Genomic DNA, 23,298 nt, shown 5'->3' on the forward strand with positions numbered 1-23,298 from the left:
CTATTTTCCAGCGATGTCTGGGGGCAAAAGTGATCAATAAGTATTTAAAAATAGCAGTTGTAATGCTGCTTTCACCTGCGTTTGCAAACGCTAATGAACATAAACATGCACACAATAACGACGTAACACCTTTGGAGTTAATCGTTTATAAAACCCCTACTTGTGGGTGTTGTAAAAAATGGATAACTCATATTGAAGACGAAGGGATCGTTGCGCATTCCAAAGATTTCCGAAACATCGGCAATATCAAAACTAAGTATGGTATTAAGCCTAATTACCGCTCCTGCCACACGGCAGTGAGCAGAAATGGATTTGCCTTTGAAGGTCATGTACCCGCTAAATTTATTCAGCAGTTCTTATCAGAAGAGCACCCGAATGCGATTGGGCTTTCAGTTCCAGCAATGCCAGTTGGCTCTCCCGGTATGGAAGTCGGTGACCGCTTTATGCCATACAACGTGTTAATTCTATTCAAAGATGGAACGAGCGAAGTCTATGCAAAAGTTAAAACATACGAGGAGCAATTCTAATGAAATTGAACGCTTCAAACCTTACTTCACTTTCAACTGCACTAATACTCGGCTTATCTGTATTCTCAGCTCAGGCTGAGAAAGTAGTGTCACTCGAACAAGCTATCACTTTAGCTCAGGAAAATGATCCTTGGCTTCATGGTAGCCGATTGAAACAAAGTGCGGTTGAAAATAGAAGTATCGCTTCAGGTACTTTGCCTGATCCGAAAGTATCTCTAGGGATAATGAATGTACCAACAGATACTTGGGATTTAGATCAGGAAGGAATGACTCAGCTAAAGGTTGGCGTCTCTCAAATGTTTCCGAGAGGAGATAGCCTAGAGATCAAACAAGACCAGTTAAAAATAGAGTCCACGAAATTTCCACTGCTACGCGAGAATCGTAAAGCGAAGTTGAAAAGCCAAGTGTCACAGCTCTGGTTAGATGTCTACTTAGCCCAACAAACCATTAAATTGATTGAATCGGATTGGGCGCTTTTTGAGCAGATGGCGGAGGTGGCTAAAGCTAGCTACTCAAACGTTGTTGGTAAAACCAGACAGCAAGATGTTATTCGTGCTCAGTTGGAAATCGTGCAGTTAGATGACAGATTAACTTCGCAAAAGCAGAAACTAGAAACGACAATCGCTCGTCTTAATGAGTGGCTTCATATTTACGATTCTGCTCGCTTAAATGAATCATTCAACTTTGATGCACAACCACTAGAGTTTAGCGTTTCAAAAGAATTGCCTTCGATTCGATTAAAGAATCCAACCGTTCTTAAAGCATCTAATTACTCACGAAATCGATTGGCTCAGGAACTTGCGAATCATCCAGCAATACTGGCAATTGATGTGAAACGCAAAGCTTCAGAAAAAGGTGTTGAATTAGCTAAACAGCAATATGAGCCGCAATGGGGTGTCAATGCAAGCTATGCCTATCGTGACAATATGCCTTCTGGTGATAACCGAGCTGACTTATTTTCCGTTGGGGTAACGTTTGACTTACCGTTGTTCACAGAAAATAGGCAAGATAAGCAAGTTGCAGCTTCTATTGCTGAATCAGAAGCGGTTAAAACCGAGAAGTTATTGCTGACAAAACAAATGATCAGTGAGGTGGAAAAGGAGCTTAGACAGCTTAAACGCTTATCTGATAGACAATCTATCTATCAAGAACAACTCCTTAAACAAACTCATGACCAAGCGGAAGCGTCTTTGACGGCATACACCAACGATGATGGTGATTTTGCCGAAGTTGTTCGAGCAAGAATCGCAGAATTAAATGCCAGAATATCAGCCTTAAGAATTGATGTTGATGCCCTTAAAACAGTTGCTCGCATCAACTATTTCTTTGCGCATACTCAATCTAAATCAAATGCTGAACATAAGCCAATGCACACTCAGCACTTATCCAATCATCAATTTGGAGAAAAATAATGTCAACGAATACAAAAACAGTTATTGCCATCATCATTGGGGCAGCACTAGGTGCTGGAGCATTAAGTTTATATCAAGGTACAGGTTCAAGCAGCAATGGCAATGAAGCTACATCAGCAGAGAAAAAACCGCTGTATTGGGTTGCACCGATGGATTCTAATTACCGCCGGGACAAGCCCGGTAAGTCGCCTATGGGGATGGATTTAATCCCCGTGTATGAAGAAGAATCATCTAGTGACGACTTTGGCCCCGGAGCAGTAAAAATTGCGCCTCATGTTGTGAATAACCTTGGGGTTCGCACTGCACCTGTTGAACTGAAAAATATGCATACTGAAATATCAACGGTAGGTTACGTTCAATATGATGAAGATAAGCTAATTCACATCCACCCACGTGTTGATGGTTGGATTGAAAAACTCTATGTCAAAGCCGCAGGTAATCCTGTAGAGAAAGGGCAGCCTCTGTACACACTTTATTCTCCTCAGTTGGTTAATGCTCAAGAAGAGCTGTTAATAGCGTTAAAGCGCAATAATAGTTCCTTAATTTCGGCGGCGAAAGATCGCCTTAAAGCGTTACAGCTTTCATCAGACTTCATTCAAAAGCTAGAAAAGACCCGAAAGGTTCAGCAAACCATCACCTTTTACTCCCCTCAGGCGGGTGTTGTTGATGGCCTGAAAGTTAGAGAAGGCTTCTACGTCAAACCGGGTAATACTCTTCTAAGCATTGGTCAGTTAGATCAAGTTTGGGTTGAAGCAGAGGTGTTTGAACGGGATGCCGCCCTGATTAAAAAAGGTCTGCCAGTATCAATGACACTTGACTATTTACCTGGTGAGGACTGGGCTGGTGTCGTTGATTATGTCTATCCAACATTGAACAGTAAAACACGCACACTCAGAGTGCGATTGAAATTCGACAACACAGATTACCAGCTAAAACCAAACATGTTTGCACAAGTCTCTATTCACGCTAATCAAGCTGATAACACCATACTCGTGCCTAAAGAAGCCGTTATTAGGACAGGTAAACAAGATAGGGTAGTACTTGCTTTAGGTGAAGGGCAGTTTAAATCAATTGAAGTAACCATCGGTCGGGTTGATAGCAACAATATCGAAATTTTAGACGGGCTTAATGAAGATGATGTTGTGGTGACATCAGCTCAATTCTTGATTGATTCTGAATCAAGTAAAAGCTCTGACTTTAAACGAATGACTCATGATGAAGTACCTAACTCTGTTTGGATGCAAGGTGATGTTAATAGTGTCATGGCTGGGCACCGCATGGTTAATATCAGTCACGGCCCTGCTGAAGCTTGGGATTGGCCTGAGATGGTTATGGATTTTACTGTAGCTGAAAAAGTCGATATTGACTCATTAAAGTCTGGTCAATCTTTGCACTTTGAGGTGAGTAAAACCGAAGATGGTGGATATGAAATTACTGGAGTTCATATCATGAATGAGTCTGCTGATATGAGTGAAGAAGTATCTTTTGCAACAGTATCAGGTCTAATCAATACGATTGATACTGATACACGGATTCTAAATATTAGCCGAGGCCCAATAGATAAATGGGATAGACCTGCTGCGACGATGGATTTTATCGTCGAGGACAACATAGAAATAGTTGATTTCAACGTTGGTGATAACGTCATTTTTACTTTCGAGGTGAGAGAGGATTTGGTTATCACAGAAATCTCCCTTGAATCAGATGATCAACACGAGCATGAACAAAAAAGTGCTGTTGACCACTCAAACCATTAAGTAGGGAGATAAATGATGATTGAATCAATTATTAGATGGTCGATAGGCAATCGCTTCTTCGTTATCTTAGCTACCTTAATTTTGATTGGTGGTGGGCTATTTTCAATAAAGAATACGCCTGTTGATGCACTACCAGATTTATCTGACGTTCAAGTAATAATTAAAACGAATTACCCCGGTCAGGCACCGCAAGTTGTTCAAGATCAGGTTACTTATCCACTGACAACTGCAATGTTGTCTGTTCCCGGCGCTGTTACTGTTCGTGGCTATTCATTTTTTGGTGACTCATTTGTTTACGTCATCTTTGACGAAGACACTGACTTATATTGGGCAAGGAGCAGAGTACTTGAATATTTAAGTCAAGTAGCCCCTTCACTACCCGCTAGTGCGCGTCCACAACTAGGGCCAGATGCGACAGGTGTTGGCTGGGTTTACCTATATTCTCTTGTAGATAAAACGGGCAACTTGGATATTAGCCAATTGCGTAGTATTCAAGATTGGTTCTTAAAATATGAATTGCAAACTGTCCCCGGAGTGTCAGAGGTTGCTGCCGTTGGTGGAATGGTTAAACAATATCAAATACAAGTCGATCCCGATAAGTTAAGAGCCTACGGTATACCACTTAGTCACATTCAAATGGCCCTTAAGCGTGGTAACCAAGAAACAGGTGCCTCTGTTGTTGAAATGGCTGAAGCAGAGTACATGGTTACCGCTACTGGCTATATCAAAAGTATTTCAGATATAGAGTTGATCCCTCTCGGTGTGAACGAACAAGGAACGCCGCTTACTATTGGCGATGTGGCAGAAGTTAACTTAGGTCCACAAATGAGACGGGGCATCGCTGAACTTAATGGTGAAGGAGAAGTTGTTGGTGGTGTGGTTGTTATGCGCTTTGGTGAAAACGCACAAAAAACCATTGATGGAGTAAAAGCCAAATTAGAAGAGTTAAAAAAAGGTTTACCCGAAGGAGTTGAAATAGTTACGGTTTATGATCGCTCTGGCTTAATAGGAGAGGCGGTAGAAAACCTATGGAGTAAATTGCTCGAAGAGCTTGCTGTCGTCGCGATTGTATGTGTTGCATTTCTGTTTCATTTGCGATCTTCGATTGTTGCAGTTGTCACTCTACCTATTGGCATCTTAGCTTCATTTATCATCATGCATATGCAAGGTATCAATGCGAATATTATGTCATTAGGTGGTATCGCTATTGCAATTGGTGCGATGACAGATGGCGCAATAGTGATGATTGAAAATATGCATAAGCATATGGAAAAGACACCGCTAACAGATGAAAATCGTTGGCAAATAGTCTCAAAGGCGGCAAGTGAAGTCGGTCCTGCATTATTCTTTAGTTTGCTCATCATTACAGTCTCATTCTTGCCTGTATTTATTTTGGAAGCGCAAGAAGGAAGAATGTTCTCTCCTCTTGCTTACACAAAAACATATGCAATGGCTGCATCAGCAGGCTTAGCGATAACATTGGTGCCTGTATTAATGGGGTACTTTATTCGAGGCAAAATTGTTTCAGAAAAGAAAAATCCGTTAAACCGATTGCTAATTGCTATTTACATGCCTGTTTTAAAGCAAGTAATGAAGTTTCCAAAATCGACAATTGTAGCAGCAATATTAGTGACTATCGTCGGTTTTTGGCCTGTTGATAAGATTGGTAGCGAGTTTATTCCTCCTCTAGATGAAGGAGATTTAATGTACATGCCGACTACATATCCGGGGATCTCTATTGGTAAGGCAAGAGAGATTCTACAGCAAACCGACAAGCTAATTAAAACAGTGCCTGAAGTTGAAACTGTATTTGGTAAGGTCGGAAGAGCTGAAACTGCAACTGATCCCGCGCCTTTAACTATGATTGAGACCTTCATTCAGTTGAAGCCTCAAGAAGAGTGGCGTGAGGGAGTTACAACAGAATCTCTAAAAGCTGAGTTTGATAAGTTGGTTAAGTTTCCGGGCTTGACGAATGCTTGGGTTATGCCAATCAAAACTCGTATTGATATGTTGGCAACAGGTATTAAAACGCCAGTAGGTATTAAAGTAGCAGGAGCTGATTTAAATACGATTCAAGAGATAGGGCAACAAATAGAGCAATTGTTACCAGAGGTGACAGGGACAGCTTCAGTTTATTCTGAACGAGTTGCAGGTGGACGATATATAAAAGTTGATATTTCTCGTGAGAAAGCAAGTCGTTTTGGATTAAACATCGATGACGTACAACAAGTAGTTTCAACTGCTATTGGTGGGATGAATGTCACTCAAACAGTAGAAGGTCAAGAGCGTTATCCTGTCAACTTGCGATACCCACAAGATTATCGTGACTCTCCAGAGCAGTTGTCGCGCTTGCCTGTTGTCACTCCAAATGGACAACGCATCGCACTAGGTGACGTAGCTGAAATAAAAGTAGAAGTAGGCCCTCCGGGGATTAAAAGCGAAAATGCTCGTATTAATGGCTGGACATTCATTGATATAGAGGGCGTTGATGTTGGTACTTATGTTGAAAGTGCAAAAAAACACTTAGCCAACAACCTAATATTACCAGCAGGATATTCAATTACGTGGGCTGGCCAATATGAATATATGGAAAGAGCGAAGGCCAAGCTAACTTATGTTGTTCCATTGACGCTCGCCATAATTGTTATTTTGCTTTATTTGAATTTCAGAGCGTTTAGTGAGGTTGCGATCATCATAGTGACCTTGCCAATGGCGATGATCGGTGGCTTATGGCTGATGTATTTAGAAGGCTTTAACTTCTCTGTAGCAGTTGGTGTAGGCTTTATTGCTCTGGCTGGAGTAGCTGTTGAGATTGGCGTAATAATGTTGGTATATCTCAATCAGGCGCTCGCTGAACTTAAGGAAAAAGCGAAAGAGCGAGCAGAACTCATCTCAGAAGATGAATATCAAGATGCCTTATTGCACGGTGCTGGATTACGTGTTCGTCCTGTAATGATGACAGTAGCGACAATCATTATCGGCCTAATGCCTATTTTATATGGTACAGGAACAGGCTCTGAGGTAATGAGTCGTATTGCTGCACCAATGGTAGGTGGGATGACAAGTGCAGTCCTGCTAACTCTAATTGTTTTACCCGCGATTTATTCAATCGTTAAAAAGCCCGAAGTAAACGCCTTTAACAAGGAACTTTCTAACTCGGAGCTAAAAAACAATGCTTAGAAAAGCTAGGAAGTACCACAAATGGCTAATGGCTTTTGTCGGAATACAATTTCTGTTCTGGTCTATTACTGGTGTGTATATGGTGACTATGGATATTCACTATATACACGGCGAAACCTTGGCTAAGAGTGAGGAAGCCAAAATAGATTTAGCTAGTGTGGATTACTCCATTGCAAAGCTTGCTGCTGATTACTCTGAAGCTAGCCAAGTCACGCTTACCCAAAGCATGGGCGACCCTTTGTATTCTTTTATTAATGGAGAACAGGGGAAAGTAGCAATTGACGCTAAAACTGGGGCTGTTCGTCCACCTGTTGATGAAGTCAAAGCTAAAGAAATCGCGCAATACCATTACGCAATGAATCATGAAATCAACGGCATAAGGCTGATTCAATCAATCACAGATATGCCTGCTGAGTTATCTCCAAGACACTTACCCGTTTGGAGAGTAACGTTTGACCAATTCGCCACGCCGACATTTTATATCAGTCAACAAACAGGCGCACTTGTTGCCAAGCGACATGATTTCTGGAGGTTGTTTGATTGGATGTGGCGTTTTCACATTATGGATTACGATGATGGAGAAAACGTATCTAACTGGTTTTTGTTCTTGGTCGCAACTCTAGGTCTAATGGGAGCAATTACTGGCGCTGTATTGACTTATTATCGAGTGCTTTCCCCAAATAAAAAGGGAGTCATTTGATGCGACTATTTAAGTTGAATACAACGTTACACAAATGGCTTTCTTTATTTGTTGGTTTACAACTGCTTATTTGGTTGGGAACGGGTCTTTACTTCAATTTGATGGATCACAGTAAAGCCAGTGGTAATGAGCTTAGAGTTCATTCTCATCATGAAGGTAACATTACAGACTTTATCTTTACCCCTATTAAAGACATTACTAGTGAAGCACCTCAAGAAGTAAAACTTATATGGATTTTACATCAGCCTTACTATCATTTTGTGTTCGATAAGGGCCAGCATAGCTACCAAGAACGCCACTCAAAGCTATTTGATGCTGTAACAGGAAAGCCATTTAATCTGTCTGAAGAACAAGTACTAACTTTGGCAAAAAACTCTTACTCAGGTGAGGGCAAGCTAGCTACTCCAGTGTTATCTCAGCCCCCATTTTCTGATCACGTAAGGCAACAAAATCCTATGTGGCAAGTTGTCGTTGAGGATGAGAATAATACAACTATTTATTTAGATAGTATTACAGGCCAAGTGCTTCGCCATGCCAATGATGATTTCAGATTGAAAGATCTGATGATGAAGCTTCACTTTATGGACTATGGCAATTCTGGCGGATTTAACCATTGGTTGATCATTGCATTTGCTTTTGCAACGCTATTCCTTTCAGTTACTGGTGTTACTTGGCTGATACAACAGTATCAAAATGGTTTGCTGAAGCTAAGTTGGGGCAGCAACAGGCAAAAAGTATCAGTGACTTTTTCCAATGAAAATACTATCGCCGACGTCTCAGCAGATGCTAATTCAACAGTATTAGAAGGACTAGCAAGTTCACACGTATACCTATCGTCAAGTTGTGGTGGCGGCGGTACATGTGGCAAATGCATGTTCTTAAGTTCAACTCAATTACCTATCACACTTTCTGAGCAGGAACATTTATCAGATGAGCAGCTAAAGGAAGGTTATCGGTTAGGGTGTCAGCATCGGTTCTCTGAAGTTAGCTCGATTGAAGTTAATACGGATCTCAATATTGAATATCATGAGCTAGTTGTGGTTGCGACTAACTTCATTACTCCTTTTATCAAGGAATTGAAATTTAAAGTGAAATCAGGAAAACGATTGGCATTTAAAGCTGGTGCATATATGCAATTTGAAGTGCCAGCAGGGATGAATAGTTTACGCCCAGATGATATACCAGAGAACTATGAAAAATACTGGGAAAGTTACTCTCATGGAAGATTTTCTCATGACGGTGTAATTCGTCACTACTCATTAGTTAACTTTGACGAGGAATCAGATGAGTTAACGTTTAATATCCGCTGGCAAACTGCTAAGGATGGTTTTAGAGCAGGTATAGGTTCAAGTTATTTAAGTTCACTTCAAGTAGGTGAAACTATAACCGCAAAAGGTCCTTTTTCTGACTTTTACGCCACTTCAAATAAAAAGGTTCGTCGCATCTTTATTGGTGCTGGATCAGGACTTGCCCCACTGAGAGCCATTATTTTTGAACAGTTGAAAAAGCACCATTTTCAAGGTGATATGACACTCATCTATGGTGCGCGAACTGAAGAACATTTGCTATACCGCGATGAGTTAAACTCATTGAGTGAGCAGAATAAAAACTTTTCTTATATTCCTACACTTTCTAACCCTTCAGAGCAGTGGGAAGGACACTCAGGCTATGTGCAGCAGGTGCTATTGAATCATTTGGTTAAAGGAATACAAGCCTTTTCAACAGAATTTTACTTGTGCGGCCCAGAAGCAATGATGAGTGAAGTGGAACAAATAATTACTGATGTTGGTATACCCAGCAATCAAATTTTCAAAGACAAATTTAGTCGTTAATACATAAATTAAATAGAGGTAAATATGAAAACATTAATTAAATTTTTAACCGTAATCAGCATTGTTTTTAGTAGTGCGGTGTTCGCGCATGTGCATCTGGAAAAAAGTGTGCCTGCTGATAATGCAATGTTAATGAAGACTCCAGAAAAATTGACATTGGGGTTTAGCAAAGAGGTTCGTGTAGTCAAAATCACATTGAAAAATAAGCATGGTAAAAAGATTAAGTTTGGCTTCAAACCTACTAAAGAAACTAATACCGAATTTACGTGGAAACTACCGAAACTAGCACCTGCTAACTATGTAGTTGATGTTACTTTCTTAGGTAAAGATGGGCACAAAATGAAAGATAGCTTTGGCTTTATGGTTCACTAATTTTGAATTGAAAACATCTAGCAGATGTTTAGCAAACTCAGGTTTAAATAAGGCTGTAATGGTGCTTTTTTAATAGAGCACCCTTATTGCTTTATTAGCTCTCATCATTCAGAGAATGTAGTAACTCTGTAAGATTATTGGGAATAGTATTTATAACGAACACGGGAATTTAGAGTGAACATAATTAAAAACTTAAAAGTTAAACGAGTAATTACTCGACTATTAGTTACCTTGAACATGCTTGTATTGCCTACAGTTCTGGCTCACGAGACATTTTTGCTTCCAATTCAAAGTGTTTGGGAAATGAATAGTAACGTAGAGGTTAGAATGGCGAGCGGATTAAGCTTTCCTGACCTTACATGGGGCGTAAACCAAGAGCGTATTTCTTCGTCAACGGTTCAACTTAATGGAAAAAATGTAGCCAGCCCATTATTTAAAGATGGTAAAGCTTTTTTAACCGTTAGTTTCAAGGCAAGCGAAGCTGGCTTTGGAGTGGTAGCTATAAGCACTAAAAAGCGCTCTGGTGATATCGAACATAAAAATACCGAAGAATATTTGGAGGAAATAGGTGCATCAGAATCTATTAAGCAGGCTTTTAGAGCATTACCGGGCAAGCCTCCATTACACAGAAGTTACGTCAAACATACAAAAAGTTTGATTTGCGTTAAAAGCTGCAAAAAAAGCCAAGATTTAAGTTTGAAACCTGTTGGTCAAAAGCTTGAATTTATAACTGCTAACGAAGATTTAAATCGTTTTCAACTTCTGCTCGATGGCAAGCCTTTACCTCATCATGACGTGAAGGTACGAAACTCTGAGAAAGAGCTTTATCAATATAGAACTGATTCTCGCGGCATGTTTTCTATTGGAGAGCAGGTATCGGGTGCTGTCATGCTTGCAGCCGTTGCTATAACTTTGCCCGAAAAACCAGATGGGCTGTATCACAGTGATTATGCCTCTTTAGTGTTAAACACTAAGCAATAGGTTTGTATTTTCTCAATATAAAAGAGTGTTTGTTATGGAAATGATTATCTGGAATACCGTTATTGTACTGTCCAAAATTGTATTTTACGTTGGCTTTGCCTGTATTGCTGGTTATACATTTTTCAGGCAAATATTTGAGCATAACGAATCTCATAATAATGTTGTAATAGCGAACCTAAAATGTACAAAGACTTCAGTCGTCGTAGCTTTGATTGCTAATGGCGTTTGGTTCTTTTCCAGCACTGGCGCAATGGCGGAAGAAGGCATTCAAGGGGCACTGGACACTGATATGTTGGCTATTATGTGGGACTCGTCTATTGGTGATGGCGCTTTGCTTCGAGCCACAGGATTAGCACTAGCGATAATCGCATTAGCATCTCCTTTCAAGTTCAAATCAGTTGTACTGAATAAGTACTTAAAACAAGGTGTTTTGGTGTCTAGTTTATTATTACTTGCCTATACCTTTATCTTAATAGGTCATGTATCTGAGCTAGGACTGTTCGAAAAAGCGTTATTAATACTCCATGTGCTTGTCATGACTTGGTGGTTTGGGGCGCTTTTCCCACTTAAACAGGCTTGCCAACAACTAAGTAATACAGAACTTCATTTGCTGATGGAAAGCTTTGGTAAGCAAGCAAGTATTGCCGTGAGTTTATTGCTGGTTGCTGGTTTTTGGCTAGCTATCCAATTAGTCGGTAGTGTTCAAGCGCTGTTGACTTCAAGCTACGGGCAAACTTTGTTATTTAAGCTCTTTCTCGTTATTTCGATATTGGCTATCGCCGCTAAGCATAAATTAAAACTCGTGCCACAACTTAAAAATAACGATGGTAGAGAAGCACTATCTAAATCTATCTCGGTAGAAATGATAGTTGCTTTTGCCATTTTAACCGTAACCGCAGGGCTAACAAGTGTTGTTGGTCCAGCAAATTAAAACCTAGATAGAGAATGAAAATGAAAACAATAAATATATTACTCGTTTTATTAATGACGTTTAGTTTCGCAGTAAACGCGCACGGTGATAAACACAAAGGAAAAGGCTTGTTTAAAGGTGTAGATACACCTGCCGCAAAAGTCGTTTTGGCATTTCATCAGGCACTAGAAACGGGTAATAAGGAGCTAGCGAGAGAACAGCTAGCGGATGATGTCACCATCTACGAGGGAGGTCGCGTTGAAAGAAGTGCTGATGAATATGCTCATCACCATATGTTGTCGGATATGAAATATTTAGCAGCCATGAAGAGCGAAACACTCGAACATCAAGTGACGATTCTTGGAAATACCGCTATATCTGCTTCGCGCAGTCATACTAAAGGTACTTACAAAGGTAAAGAGCGCGATTATCAAGGCATGGAAACGATGGTGCTGGAAAAACAAAACGGTGAATGGAAGATCAAACACATTCATTGGTCACATTAATTTATTGGTCAAACAACGGAGAGTAAAATGAGAAATAACAATCCATTACATCAAGTTTCTACGCCACGTAGACGCTTTGTACAAGGATTAGCTGCTGGCGGTGTATTAGCTGCTTTTCCAAGTATTCTTCACGCTGCTTCATCTTTAGTGGAGGGAACAATAACAGGTACTGTGCCCGAACTAAGTGGGGAAGTAATAGATCTGGTGATAGGTGAGTCACCAGTAAACTTCACAGGTGTTGTAAGAACCGCTACGACAATAAATGGCTCAATACCAGCGCCTACCTTGCGCCTAAGAGAAGGTGATGATGTTACGATTAGAGTAACGAATAAATTATCAGTACCGAGTTCAATTCATTGGCATGGCATCATTCTTCCGTATCAGATGGATGGCGTTCCGGGTATTAGCTTTAAAGGGATAATGCCGGGTGAAACCTTTGTTTATAAATTTAAGCTGCAACAAAGTGGCACGTATTGGTATCACTCACACAGTGGCTTTCAAGAAATGACAGGTATGTACGGTGCATTAATCATTGAACCAAAAGAAAAGGATATTATTAGTGCTGATAGTGAACATGTTATCCAATTATCTGATTGGACAGATGATGACCCAATGGATTTGTTTCGTAAGTTAAAAGTACAAAGCGATGTATTTAACTTCAATCAACCTACCGTTCCAGAGTTTTTTGATGACATTTCAAATAGCAGCGTTTCAAATGCGCTACAGCGCCGTGAAATGTGGAATAAAATGAGAATGAACCCTACAGATCTTACAGATTTATCAGCATCAGCAATGACTTTCTTAATGAATGGCACTGCGCCAATGGCAAATTGGCGTGGAATGTTTAAAGCCGGAGAAAAGGTTAGACTCAGGTTTATTAACGGCGCTAGCAATACGTTTTTTGATGTAAGAATACCTGAGTTGAAGTTAACAGTTGTACAAGCTGATGGACAAAATGTTGAACCTGTGACAGTAGATGAATTTAGATTTGGCCCCGGTGAAACTTATGACGTGATTGTTGAGCCAAAAAATGATGCGTATACCATTTTTGCTCAAAGCATGGATCGTTCAGGTTATGCTAAAGGAACTTTATCAGTGGCACCTAATATTGATGCACCAGTACCTGCTCTAGATCCTGTTGAATGGCTAACGATGACAGATATGATGGGTAAAATGGCCCAAGGCAGTGAGCATTCCACAATGGCTGGTATGGCAGACATGCAGGGTATGAATTCTAAAAAAATGGATCATAGCTCAATGGGCCACGGTTCGATGGCGATGGATCATAGTAAACATAGAATAACTAAAAGCCCATTGGCTGTTGCTAGCACCAAAGTGCGTCATGCAAAAACAGAGTATGGAGCTTCAGTTGACATGCGTGTTGATATGCCTAGAACAAATCTTGATGATCCCGGTATAGGTTTACGTAAAAATGGTCGCCGTGTTTTAACACTTGCAGATTTACATTCTCTTGAGGGAATTACAAACCAGCAAGAGCCAGAAGCTGAAATTGAATTACATTTAACTGGAAATATGGAGCGTTATAGCTGGTCATTTGATGGCTTGGAATTCGGAAAAAGCACGCCAGTTCACATGAAACACAATCAACGTTTAAGAGTTATTTTACAAAACGATACAATGATGACACACCCCATGCACCTGCACGGTATGTGGAGCGATTTAGAGAATGAGCAAGGAGATGTTCAGGTTCGTCGCCATACTATCCCCGTGCAACCAGCGCAAAGAATTAGTTTTTTAACAACACCTCATGACGTAGGTCGTTGGGCATGGCATTGCCATTTATTATTCCACATGGATGCAGGTATGTTTAGAGAGGTAGTTGTATCATGAAATCATCAATACTAACCAATACGTTAAGATTATTATTAATAGGTTTACCTATTATAAGTGTATCTGTATCTGCAAAAGATGAGATGGCAGAGATGAGTGACTCTAAAATGCAGGCACAAGGTGGTGATGCACCTAAAGATGCTAGAGACCCTCATGCTTATGCAGCAGGTACAACATTGACTGAAGGTCCTTATGCACTCGATAGCGACAAACGACTGACTTTGGCAGATGAACATTCATTTTATGCGCTACTAGGGGATCGTCTTGAATATAATGAGCAAACAAACGCAGGTGTATTTGACTTTCAGGCATGGTACGGCACTACTTTTGATAGATTAGTCATAAAAACCGAGGGTGACTTCAGCAAAGGTAGTTTAGAAGAAAACCAAACTGATATTTTATGGAGTCACGCAGTTTCAACATATTGGGATACACAAACGGGGATACGATTTGATTACAGCAAGGACGGTGAAAACCGCCAGTGGCTAGCCTTTGGCATGAGGGGGCTTGCTCCATATTGGTTTGATCTCGACATGACTGCCTACTTGGGCGAAAAAGGCAATACAGCACTATCGCTTAGAGCGGAATATGAGCTATTACTTACACAAAAGTTAATTGTTCAACCACGTGCAGAGTTGACGCTTTACGGTAAGGATGACGTCCAAAATAACCTTGGTAGCGGTTTATCGAGTAGTGCTATTGGTTTTCGTGTTCGTTATGAGTTTACCCGCCAGTTTGCTCCCTATGTTGGCGTTGAGTGGACAAATAAATTTGGTCATACAGCCGACTTTGCCAAGTTAAGTGGGCAAAGTACTCGTGATACTGCTTTTGTTGCAGGTATCAAATTTTGGCTTTAAATACATTTATTAAAACGTAATTATGAAACTTTCAGCACTAGTCTTCGTTAAAAGTGTTCCAAACGTTTCTTTTTTAAAAGGTAAATGGAGAGTGGAAGGTATTTCATACGCATTCTTCAGCGAGAAACCGCCGTTAGTTGATAAAGGCTGGGGGTCTAGCTAAGTCGATAAAAGGACTTATCGCTATCTAGATAACCCAAGCTGGTTTTAAAGGGTGTAGTCGATAATTATTTAAATAATTATCGTTTTGGTTGTTGTTGTTTTTAAGTATAAAAAAAATGAATTGTATTGTTAAATTAGTAAAAAATTCGATAAGCATTAGTTTAATTGTAAGTTTTAGTCATACGGCTATGGCAGAAGTAAATAGCCCAAATAGTATTGAACGCTTGACCATTGTAGGCAAATCCAATGGCATTAGTAATATTCCGGGAAGTGTTCAGGTTTTAGCTGAAAAAGAATTAGCCACCTTTGATTACTCTGACATTATGCGAGTACTAACGAGTGTCCCCGGTGTATATGTGTTAGAAGAAGACGGTTATGGTCTAAGGCCAAACATAGGAATGCGGGGGTCGGGCCAAAACCGGAGTGAGAAGATAACGGTTCTTGAAGACAATGTGTTAGCTGCACCAGCGCCCTATTCAGCTCCTTCCGCATACTACTTCCCAACATTTGGGAGAATTCAGCAGTTAGAAGTTCATAAGGGAGCATCGAGTGTACTTTATGGTCCTCGCAATATAGGAGGAGCTATAAATTTGTTGTCGAGGCAAATACCAGAAGAGAACCTTTCAGGCTTTTTTCAAGTGAACGGGGGACAAGATGGTTTCGCTAAAATACATACCTATGTAGGAGGACAAAGCGATAATATTGGTGGCTTGATTGAGGTTTTTAGTTATCAAGCTGACGGCTTTAAAGATATTAATCAAACGGAAGTAGATTCGGGCTTCAACAAAAATGATGTATTGATGAAAACGATGTTTAGCTCAGATGCTTTCTTTGGTACTTATCAAGAAATCGAATTTAAACTGAAGTATTCAGATGAAAAAGCCAACGAAACATACATGGGTTTAACTAATGACGATTACCAAAAAAGCCCTTATAGCAGGTATGCCGCATCCCAGAAAGACAACATTGAAACAGAACACTTTCAATTTCAAGTAAATCACTTTGTGCAATTAAATAGTTTTTCTTCAATCGTTACAAGCTTGTATTTTAACGACTTTAATCGTAATTGGTATAAAGCGAGTAAAATTGGAGGGAAAGGTTTATCTGACGGTGGGATTGAGCTAGCGGCTATGTTTGATCATGGGTTGCTAGATGAACCGCTAAACGTCGATTTGAAAGCAAATAATCGAAGTTATATATCTAAAGGGCTTCAGTCTCACTTCGACTTCGATATTGAAGATCACAATCTAAAACTAGGCATAAGAGTTCATTATGATGAAATGGATAGATATCAGTGGATAGATAGCTACAGTCTGAATACAGATTCTTCCATGACATTAACCTCTGCTGGAGTAGCTGGTACTGATTCAAACAGAATTGATAGCGCCGAAGCCTTATCACTATTTTTATTAGATGAATATCAACATGACGATCTGAATATTCGGTTGGGGTTTAGATTTGAAGATGTAGATATAAAAAGAAAAGACTGGGGGAAGGCTGATCCAAGTAGAAATTACTTACCTAAAGAAACTAAAAATTCGTCATCAGCTTTTCTACCCTCTTTAGGCTTCACATACGCTATGACAGATAATTTTGTTGTATTAGCCAACGTTAATAAGGGGTTTTCTCCTCCAGCTCCCGGAAATGAGAGTAGTGAAGCTGAGAAAAGTACCAATTACGAAATTGGCTTAAGAAGTAGTCTAGGTTCTGTTAACAGCGAGGCCATAGTTTTTTATTCGGATTATAAAAATATGCACGGAAACTGTACGGTCAGTCAGGGGTGTAGCGATGATAATGTGGGTGACCAATATAATGCGGGTAAAGTGCAAGTAGAAGGGGTGGAGTTAAAGCTAGGGTATGATTTCACTGCGAGTAATATTCGTTTTCCTATAAATGCCTCCTATACCTATTCAAAGAGTAGGTTTAAGAATAGCTTTGAATCCAAGTTGGATACTTGGGGAGAGGTTTATTCAGGTTTTGAGTTACCGTATATCCCTGAAAATCAATTACAGCTATCACTAGGGGCACATGGAGAAAGCTGGGAAGGAAACTTACTCTTTAGGTATGTTGGGAAATCGCGTTCTTCGGCGGGTAAAGGACAAATACCAGTTGATCAATTAATCGAAGCTAGAACATTGCTAGATTTTCGAGCTATCTATGAACTATCTCATAAACACACAATGAGTATTAGTGTAGATAATTTATTAGGAAAGAAATACATGGTCTCTCGCGCACATGGGTCGATTATGGTTGGAAAACCGCGCTCATTAATATTGGGGTATGAATACTCTTTCTGATTTGAGTTTTATTAGATCGATTATTTTTTGTAGGAGTTAATTATGAAATTAGCTTATTTTGGCGGAGATGTATTTTTTTCCTGCTTCGAATCAATTTTAAATAAAGGCTTTGAAATTACTAAGGTATATATTAATGAGCCAATAGACAGTGCAGTCAAAATTTCACACTACTGTGAAAAATTAGGTATTGAACTGGTGTCAACTAGGCCCTGTTATGAGGATTTATTGCGGTTAATTGACGACGGAGTTGAACTATTTGTTGTTGCTAGCTACAAATTTAAATTACCTCAAACAAGAGTCAACTATGCAATCAACATTCACCCGACTCTACTGCCTGCTGGTCGAGGACCCACTCCTTTACCTTATGTTGTTGAAGCCCCTGCTTTTGCTGGAGCAACAATTCACAAATTGGCAGGTGAGTTTGACGCTGGAGATATCATATTACAAGAGAAATTGAGCATTTCAGAAGGTGAATCCGTATCTTCTATAATGGTAAAAACAAGTTTACTGGCAAGTAAACTGTTGAAGAAATTTTTAAACAACTTAGAAGAAGCTTATAGCAACGCTATCCCACAAGACTGCAAGGATTTAAGTTATTGCCCAGCCTTATCTCTGGAAGATAGAGTGCTTAATTGGGATATGAATATTGAAGAGATTAAACGTTTAGTTCGACGGTTTGGTCACTGGGGAGTTTTTATGAAAATTGACAATAAGCCTGTATTAATAAACAACATTGAAGCGGTCTGCTTTGAGCATAATTATGGGACCGGAACTCTAATCTATGAAGACTGTGACTTACTGGCAATTGCTGTAATAGACGGTTTTTTATGTATCCCCAAGTGTAGAAGTATTCAGGGGTAGAGCAGCCATAACTCCATTTTAAGTTATTGGAATTTATTAAAGTGTAAACTATCGTGTTACTAAGGTTTATAGGAAAAAATGTTAAAACTGTTCAACTGGTTAAAAATAGTAATTCTTACGGTGTTAATGACGCAGCACAGCTATATTATTGCTAAACCAATGAACTGCATTGAACATTCCAAAGAGCCTTCAATTACAGAAATAACCCAAAGTAAAGAGCATAAGTATCAGAGTATCGATGTATCCAGCCATCAACACTTAAGTGATAATGACAATATGCAGCACAGTCATACTGATAAAGATTGTGAGAAATGTAAAGTTGGGAATTGTTTGTGTTGTGAAGGTGGCTTTTGTACAAGTTTTCTAGTGACCGCTTACCTATCCCAAGAAGGGCCTTCTTATTTTAAGGTAATTGATTCAGCATCAATTATGCACAGGATCTCATCTCCAAACTCAGGTATTCATTTTATACCCTATCGCCCTCCAATAATAGGCTAATCACAGGGGTCTTTGACTAGTCAATACAACCCAATATTAAAACATCTTGTTTATTGAATCGGTTCATTAGTATCAGGCAGCTATTTACTGCTACGAAGGGCTTAACTTATGAAATGGTCAATAACATAGAACGAGAGTTGAGAGCTTCGCTTGGTAAGTTTTTTCTAAACATATTTCGCTTAGCAATTAGATAGTCAGTGAAAGTTCTTTCTATATATTTAAAGAAGGTAAAATGCAAAGGAACAGTTATATCGATTTTATGAGGGCAATTGCAATTATTTTGATGGTTGCGTTTCATTTTGTCTGGGATTTAAACCATTTTGGTTACATTCGGGCAGACATACCTAATGGTTTTTTCTGGAAAGAGCTAAGAGCAGTAATCGTCAGTTTGTTCTTGTTTTCTGTTGGTGCCAGTTTGGTTTATTCCTACCAAGGTGGAATATCATCGAAGAAGTTGTATTGGCGGCTATTTAAGATATCTAGTGCAGCGTTTCTGGTGACTTTATCCTCACTCATTACTTTACCTGAGCATTGGATTTACTTTGGTGTTTTACACTTTATAGCTGTTGCTACCTTTTTGTTAGTATGGTTGGTCGGGAAGCCTAAACTTGCTTTGCTATTATCTATGCTTACTTTTACAGCATATATAGTTTTAGATATACCTTGGAATTGGCCATTCAACTATATTCAAGGTTACATTTCAAAACACCCTAGTGACTTAGTTACTCCGTTTCCTTGGCTAGCTTTGCCCTTGCTTGGTATCTGGGCTACACATTTTCGAATTTTTGCTTTAGGTCCAGCCAATCAAAAAGCAATATCCCCTTATGTGACATCGCTTAGTCGACACTCTTTACTGATTTATTTACTTCATCAACCTTTACTTTTTGCTGGTTTTAGCGCTATAGAATGGCTCAATTGAATATGAAAGTCGTCTATTTTGGGAACAATCTATTTTCAAATTGTTTAGCATTTTTGATTAAGCAAGGCTTAAGTGTTGAAGCTGCCTATATCAATGATATAAAGGAAAACGCAAGTTTCGTTAAACGGCTTTGTGATACACATAAAATAATGACACGTTCATTAAAACCGACGAAAGAAGAGTTTGATGAACATATAAAATCTGGAGTGACTCTTTTTGTCGTTGCTGACTATGGATATAGACTGCCGATAACGAATGTAAAATATGCTTTCAATATTCACCCCTCACTTTTACCTAAAGGAAGAGGACCTACGCCACTAACATACTTAGTTGACTTACCGGAATTTGCAGGTGTTAGTTTACATAAACTTACGGATATGCTCGATGGTGGAGATATCTTACTCCAAGAACAATTTGAAGTTGAAAAAAATGAATCCATTTCCTCTTTAATGGTGAAGTCAAGCTTGCTTGCGGAATCTTTACTACAAACCTTGTTAAATGATCTCGAAACTATCTATGAGAGCGCTACGCCACAAGAAGAACGATTAGCTACTTATTGGAAGCTTCCTAGTATAAAAAGAAGAATCATGTCGTGGCGTGATGACACTCAGCAATTTAGGCAAGCACTACGTCAATATGGACATTTTGGCATCTTAGTCGAACTGAATGGCCAACTTTTCATTGTAAGTCATTTGGAGGTAACTGATTTCAAGCATGACTGCGACATAGGCAGCATAATTTTTGAGGATCAAACAGTAATTAGTATCGCTATTAATGGCGGTTATGTCGTTTTTACGAAAAACAATATGGCGTTTTCCAATTCTTCGGTTCAAAAATAATGCGTGTTGATGAAAGTTTTATGGTCTAGCTACATGATGAGAAATTTAAGAGCAGAGTATAAGGGTTTTAATGCAAAACAGATGTGCTATGTGTTTTGTTTATTATTCACGTTTCTGTTCACTTCGCATTTGGCTATTGCTCATACATACGACAATTAAGAGCATATAGCGTATGAATATTGTCAACACTGTGCGCAATATACTCCTTTTGATAATAACAATTGTGGAAGTACTGTTTCCCAGAAGCTTTTAAGAAAACAACCGCCTTCTCCAATATTATTTTTGAGAGATTTACACCCCTCTAGTTTTTTCACAAAAATAGAAATTAGAGGGCCTCCTCGTATCTAGGTTTAACGAATAAGTAAAGTTTTCCCCTCCGCTATCTAGGTAGCAGAGGTTTAGTTTATTGCTACTTCCTCACAAAGAATATCACGGAAGTAGCTCGTTATTGATATGAGAGGAAGCTATGAAATATATAGCATTATTATTTAGTTTAATTTATTCGATCCAAGGGATTGCGTCCCCGCAGTCTATTGAAGGAAAAATTGTTTTTACAGATGGAACACCTGTAAAGAATACCTTATTGCATTTGGTTGAGCCTCAGATAAGTGTTACAACAAATGAGTTAGGCACTTTTAGTTTATCCAAGCTTAAACCGGGTTCTTATACCATCCAACTACATCTTTCAAGCGGCCTAGTTGTCGTAGAAAGGGTTGATTTTTCAAATGACAAAAATACTAATGTAATTTTGGATAAACCTGATATTGAAAGGATAGTAGTTACTGCTAGTTTAACGCAACGCTCGGCACTTGATATGTCTATTCCTGTCAATGTGTTGAGTAATGAAGAGTTAGTTAGTAAACGAGGTTCAACAATTGGTGAAACCCTTGCTGATGAACCGGGTATATCGGCGTCACCTTATGGAGCGGGTGCTAGTCGCCCTGTAATTAGAGGTCTATCAGGAAATCGTGTAAGAGCTTTGCAAAATGGTATAGGTACATTGGATGCATCATCAACAAGCCCAGATCATGCTATTTCTAGTGAACCATTACTAGCTCAACAAATTGAAGTATTGAAAGGCCCGATCACATTGCTTTATGGTAGTGAAGCAATTGGTGGTGTTATCAATGTTGTTGATGGAAGAATTCCAAATCAATCATCAATTGAGCCTTTAAATGGCTCCGCCGAAATTCGTTACAATTCTGGCAATAATGAAAAAGCTGGTGTCGCTAGGCTAGATGGTGGAACTGGCATGGTAGCTTATCATGTAAGTGGTTACTTTAGAGATAGTGGCGATCAGTCTTTACCGTCCTCACTAAATGGCGATTTACTTAATAGTGACGTTGATGCGAATGGGGCTACGGCAGGTATATCATTATTTGATGGCAAAGAAGGGTATTTTGGGGTTGCGATAGGTAAGTATGCTAATAATTATGGACTGCCAGCAGAGTCCAAACTAGAGGAGTTCATTAGACTTGATATAGAGCAGAACAGGACGGACATTGAGGGTAAATTGTATTCGCCATTCAATGGAATAAAGTCAATACACTTAAAGTGGGGTAAAAATGATTACCAGCATGTTGAGCTGGAAGGAGAAGAAATTGGGACTGTATTTTCAAACGATGCTGATGAATCTCGTCTTGAAATCATGCATGAAGCTTTAAGTGGCTGGCAAGGTGCGCTAGGAATTCAATTTAATAATCGTGATTTCTCAGCGCAAGGTGAGGAGGCTTTTGTACCGCCATCAACTACAAAATCTACTGGAATATTTTGGGTAGAAGAAAAACGTTTTGGTGAGATAAAAATAGAGTGGGGTCTTCGTCATGACACTCAAACAGTAACGTCAAGTGCAATATTAGAGGAAATGGAAACGAAATCTTTTAGTACCTCGATAGGTGCTTTGTGGCGACTTAATCCGTCGTACTCGTTTGCACTGGCTCTTTCAAGAGCACAACGTCCACCAAATGCAGAAGAATTGCTTTCAAATGGTCCACATTTAGCAACTCAAACATACGAATTAGGTAATATTAATCTAGCTAAGGAAACAGCCAATAATATTGACATTTCACTAAGGAAACACTTAGGAAAACTCAATTTTACAATCAATGGTTTCTACAATAAATATGATGACTTTATCTATGAACGAGCTACTGGCGAGATAGAGGATGAACTACCTATCTTCCAATTCGAACAAAAAGATGCTTCTTTTAAAGGTATAGAGATTGATTCAGATTGGCTTTTGTTTGAAAACGGCTTGGATAAAATATCAGTTCAAGGCCAAGTGGATTATGTAAGGGCAACGCTTTCAAATGGAGAAAATTTGCCAAGAATTCCTCCTATCCGCTTCGGAGTTGGAGCTTTGTATGAAACAACTAACTGGTTTGTTGACGTAACAGCTAGACGCTACTTTAACCAAAATAAAACTGCGCCGTTTGAAACGAGCACTGATGGTTACACTTTGGTTGATGTTAAATTCAACTACCAATTAAGCTCCGGTTTTTTTGACTATACATTCTTTATTCGCGGTCAAAACTTATTGGATGAAGTGGTGAGAAACCATGCTTCTTTTATAAAAGATATTGCGCCTTTACAAGGGCGCTCAATTACAGCCGGAGTTAGAGCAGCTTTTTAATTGGTTTAATTTTCTTTAAAGACTATATGGAGCCTTTACTAAGTGAAACTTTTATATTTTGTACTGGCTTCCTATTAGTTATAGAGAGCTAAGGTATAAAATAAAAAGTGCACAGACATTTTAGATGTAGAAGAGTTACAAGGGTTAGAACCTAAGTTTCAGTTCAAACTTTGATCAAGATCATTGAAATATTTGCATAAGCTGT

18 protein-coding genes are annotated in these 23,298 nt (G+C 39.3%); all 18 read left to right on the top strand.

All coding sequences use genetic code 11. The features are described from left to right. Positions 1–29 precede the first annotated feature (29 nt). The gene (locus CWC29_RS02465; RefSeq protein ID WP_138522033.1) at positions 30–527 is read left to right on the top strand and encodes a DUF411 domain-containing protein; all 498 of its coding nucleotides are present in this window, start codon (positions 30–32) and stop codon (positions 525–527) included. Beyond that, complete coding sequence (locus tag CWC29_RS02470) at positions 527–1,939, top strand: TolC family protein (RefSeq protein WP_138522035.1); 1,413 nt, start codon at positions 527–529, stop codon at positions 1,937–1,939. Before CWC29_RS02465 ends, CWC29_RS02470 begins: the two co-directional genes overlap by 1 nt. Further along, positions 1,939–3,696, top strand: a complete 1,758-nt coding sequence (locus CWC29_RS02475) for an efflux RND transporter periplasmic adaptor subunit (RefSeq protein WP_138522037.1) — start codon at positions 1,939–1,941, stop codon at positions 3,694–3,696. The genes CWC29_RS02470 and CWC29_RS02475 overlap by 1 nt, the downstream gene beginning before the upstream one ends. Positions 3,697–3,711: 15 nt before the next feature. Continuing rightward, positions 3,712–6,876, top strand: a complete 3,165-nt coding sequence (locus tag CWC29_RS02480; protein ID WP_138522077.1) for an efflux RND transporter permease subunit — start codon at positions 3,712–3,714, stop codon at positions 6,874–6,876. Further along, positions 6,869–7,576, top strand: a complete 708-nt coding sequence (locus CWC29_RS02485) for a PepSY domain-containing protein (protein WP_138522039.1) — start codon at positions 6,869–6,871, stop codon at positions 7,574–7,576. The genes CWC29_RS02480 and CWC29_RS02485 overlap by 8 nt, the downstream gene beginning before the upstream one ends. After that, a complete protein-coding gene (locus CWC29_RS02490) occupies positions 7,576–9,408 on the top strand; it encodes a 2Fe-2S iron-sulfur cluster-binding protein (RefSeq protein ID WP_138522041.1) in 1,833 nt (610 codons plus the stop codon). The genes CWC29_RS02485 and CWC29_RS02490 overlap by 1 nt, the downstream gene beginning before the upstream one ends. Positions 9,409–9,432: 24 nt before the next feature. Beyond that, positions 9,433–9,780, top strand: coding sequence for a copper resistance CopC family protein (locus tag CWC29_RS02495; RefSeq protein WP_100912761.1), 348 nt, complete (start codon positions 9,433–9,435; stop codon positions 9,778–9,780). A 174-nt stretch (positions 9,781–9,954) separates the two neighbouring features. Further along, a complete protein-coding gene (locus CWC29_RS02500; RefSeq protein WP_100912762.1) occupies positions 9,955–10,761 on the top strand; it encodes a DUF4198 domain-containing protein in 807 nt (268 codons plus the stop codon). 34 nt (positions 10,762–10,795) lie between these two features. After that, positions 10,796–11,692: a copper resistance D family protein gene (locus CWC29_RS02505; RefSeq protein WP_100912763.1), complete on the top strand. Its 897-nt coding sequence runs from the start codon at positions 10,796–10,798 to the stop codon at positions 11,690–11,692. 14 nt (positions 11,693–11,706) lie between these two features. Next, positions 11,707–12,177: a YybH family protein gene (locus CWC29_RS02510; protein WP_100912764.1), complete on the top strand. Its 471-nt coding sequence runs from the start codon at positions 11,707–11,709 to the stop codon at positions 12,175–12,177. Between the two features lie 27 nt (positions 12,178–12,204). After that, positions 12,205–14,028, top strand: a complete 1,824-nt coding sequence (locus tag CWC29_RS02515; protein WP_138522043.1) for a copper resistance system multicopper oxidase — start codon at positions 12,205–12,207, stop codon at positions 14,026–14,028. Then, a complete protein-coding gene (locus tag CWC29_RS02520) occupies positions 14,025–14,885 on the top strand; it encodes a copper resistance protein B (protein ID WP_138522045.1) in 861 nt (286 codons plus the stop codon). The genes CWC29_RS02515 and CWC29_RS02520 overlap by 4 nt, the downstream gene beginning before the upstream one ends. Positions 14,886–15,163: 278 nt before the next feature. Next, on the top strand, positions 15,164–17,344 hold the full coding sequence (locus tag CWC29_RS02525) for a TonB-dependent receptor family protein (protein ID WP_138522047.1): 2,181 nt from the start codon (positions 15,164–15,166) through the stop codon (positions 17,342–17,344). A gap of 42 nt (positions 17,345–17,386) precedes the next feature. After that, positions 17,387–18,205: a methionyl-tRNA formyltransferase gene (locus tag CWC29_RS02530; RefSeq protein WP_100912768.1), complete on the top strand. Its 819-nt coding sequence runs from the start codon at positions 17,387–17,389 to the stop codon at positions 18,203–18,205. Between the two features lie 78 nt (positions 18,206–18,283). Further along, on the top strand, positions 18,284–18,703 hold the full coding sequence (locus CWC29_RS02535) for a hypothetical protein (protein ID WP_100912769.1): 420 nt from the start codon (positions 18,284–18,286) through the stop codon (positions 18,701–18,703). Positions 18,704–18,935: 232 nt separating this feature from the next. Next, entirely contained in the window at positions 18,936–19,622 is a 687-nt protein-coding gene (locus CWC29_RS02540) for a heparan-alpha-glucosaminide N-acetyltransferase (RefSeq protein ID WP_100912770.1), read from the top strand. Positions 19,623–19,624: 2 nt separating this feature from the next. After that, positions 19,625–20,461: a formyltransferase family protein gene (locus CWC29_RS02545; protein ID WP_138522049.1), complete on the top strand. Its 837-nt coding sequence runs from the start codon at positions 19,625–19,627 to the stop codon at positions 20,459–20,461. A 466-nt stretch (positions 20,462–20,927) separates the two neighbouring features. Further along, positions 20,928–23,093, top strand: coding sequence for a TonB-dependent receptor (locus tag CWC29_RS02550; RefSeq protein ID WP_100912771.1), 2,166 nt, complete (start codon positions 20,928–20,930; stop codon positions 23,091–23,093). Positions 23,094–23,298 lie beyond the last annotated feature (205 nt).

Origin of the sequence: Pseudoalteromonas galatheae (assembly GCF_005886105.2) — a bacterium.
GTDB lineage: Bacteria > Pseudomonadota > Gammaproteobacteria > Enterobacterales > Alteromonadaceae > Pseudoalteromonas > Pseudoalteromonas galatheae.

What these genes read in the sequence shown, in the direction of transcription:
- CWC29_RS02470 (WP_138522035.1), top strand. Translation starts at nt 527, where the DNA reads ATGAAATTGAACGCTTCAAACCTTACTTCACTTTCAACTGCACTAATA.
- CWC29_RS02475 (WP_138522037.1), top strand. Translation starts at nt 1,939, where the DNA reads ATGTCAACGAATACAAAAACAGTTATTGCCATCATCATTGGGGCAGCA.
- CWC29_RS02480 (WP_138522077.1), top strand. Translation starts at nt 3,712, where the DNA reads ATGATTGAATCAATTATTAGATGGTCGATAGGCAATCGCTTCTTCGTT.
- CWC29_RS02485 (WP_138522039.1), top strand. Translation starts at nt 6,869, where the DNA reads ATGCTTAGAAAAGCTAGGAAGTACCACAAATGGCTAATGGCTTTTGTC.
- CWC29_RS02490 (WP_138522041.1), top strand. Translation starts at nt 7,576, where the DNA reads ATGCGACTATTTAAGTTGAATACAACGTTACACAAATGGCTTTCTTTA.
- CWC29_RS02495 (WP_100912761.1), top strand. Translation starts at nt 9,433, where the DNA reads ATGAAAACATTAATTAAATTTTTAACCGTAATCAGCATTGTTTTTAGT.
- CWC29_RS02505 (WP_100912763.1), top strand. Translation starts at nt 10,796, where the DNA reads ATGGAAATGATTATCTGGAATACCGTTATTGTACTGTCCAAAATTGTA.
- CWC29_RS02510 (WP_100912764.1), top strand. Translation starts at nt 11,707, where the DNA reads ATGAAAATGAAAACAATAAATATATTACTCGTTTTATTAATGACGTTT.
- CWC29_RS02515 (WP_138522043.1), top strand. Translation starts at nt 12,205, where the DNA reads ATGAGAAATAACAATCCATTACATCAAGTTTCTACGCCACGTAGACGC.
- CWC29_RS02520 (WP_138522045.1), top strand. Translation starts at nt 14,025, where the DNA reads ATGAAATCATCAATACTAACCAATACGTTAAGATTATTATTAATAGGT.
- CWC29_RS02525 (WP_138522047.1), top strand. Translation starts at nt 15,164, where the DNA reads ATGAATTGTATTGTTAAATTAGTAAAAAATTCGATAAGCATTAGTTTA.
- CWC29_RS02530 (WP_100912768.1), top strand. Translation starts at nt 17,387, where the DNA reads ATGAAATTAGCTTATTTTGGCGGAGATGTATTTTTTTCCTGCTTCGAA.
- CWC29_RS02535 (WP_100912769.1), top strand. Translation starts at nt 18,284, where the DNA reads ATGTTAAAACTGTTCAACTGGTTAAAAATAGTAATTCTTACGGTGTTA.
- CWC29_RS02540 (WP_100912770.1), top strand. Translation starts at nt 18,936, where the DNA reads ATGCAAAGGAACAGTTATATCGATTTTATGAGGGCAATTGCAATTATT.
- CWC29_RS02545 (WP_138522049.1), top strand. Translation starts at nt 19,625, where the DNA reads ATGAAAGTCGTCTATTTTGGGAACAATCTATTTTCAAATTGTTTAGCA.
- CWC29_RS02550 (WP_100912771.1), top strand. Translation starts at nt 20,928, where the DNA reads ATGAAATATATAGCATTATTATTTAGTTTAATTTATTCGATCCAAGGG.